This window comes from Xanthomonas sp. SHU 308, assembly GCF_000364645.1.
Taxonomy (GTDB): domain Bacteria; phylum Pseudomonadota; class Gammaproteobacteria; order Xanthomonadales; family Xanthomonadaceae; genus Xanthomonas_A; species Xanthomonas_A sontii.
This window is the reverse complement of sequence record NZ_AQOK01000300.1, coordinates 1-593: the sequence shown is the minus strand read 5'-3', so window position 1 is coordinate 593 and position 593 is coordinate 1. Positions and strand designations below refer to the sequence as shown.

Annotated in this window: 2 protein-coding genes; both read left to right on the top strand. The window is 71.2% G+C overall.

Translation table 11 applies throughout. The features are described from left to right. Positions 1 to 355, top strand: a 355-nt coding sequence (locus D588_RS0110665; protein WP_017915956.1) for an SDR family oxidoreductase, incomplete at its 5' end; no start/stop codon positions are given. A gap of 37 nt (positions 356 to 392) precedes the next feature. Then, on the top strand, positions 393 to 593 hold a 201-nt coding region (locus D588_RS24475), incomplete at its 3' end, for an aldehyde dehydrogenase family protein (RefSeq protein WP_043084374.1).

The following is a 593-nucleotide window of genomic DNA, read 5'->3' as shown; positions in this document are numbered from 1 at the left end:
CTACGCCGCCGGCAGCGACTGGCTGGCGGCGCATCCGGTGCCGCAGGCGACCTGCTACCAGTACTTCAAGGAAGCGCTGATCGTGTGGACGCTGCTGCGCTCGCGCGACTGGTTCGCCGCGCATTCGGTGCGGGTCAACAGCGTCGCGCCCGGCCCGGTGTTCACGCCGATCCTGGGCGATTTCGTCACCATGCTCGGGCCCGAGCGGGTCCAGGCCGATGCCGGCAAGATGAAGCGCCCGGCCTATGCCGACGAGGTCGCCGAAGCGGTGGTGTTCCTCGCCTCCGATGCGGCGCGCTGGATCAACGGCGTCAACCTGCCGGTGGATGGCGGCCTGGCCGCCACCGCCCTCTGAACCACTCTTTCTTCCTCTTTCCACGAGAGCACACAGCATGCACAGCACCGAACCCCTGGCCGCCGCATCCACCTGGAGCGAGCGCATCTTCAACGGCGAGTGGGTCGCCGCCCAGGGCGGCGTCCTCGAGGTGATCGAACCGGGCAGCGGCACGCCGCTGCACCGCGTCGGCCAGGCCAATGCCGCCGACGTGGCCGCGGCGGTGGCGCAGGCGCGCGACGCGCAGCGCGCCTGGGCG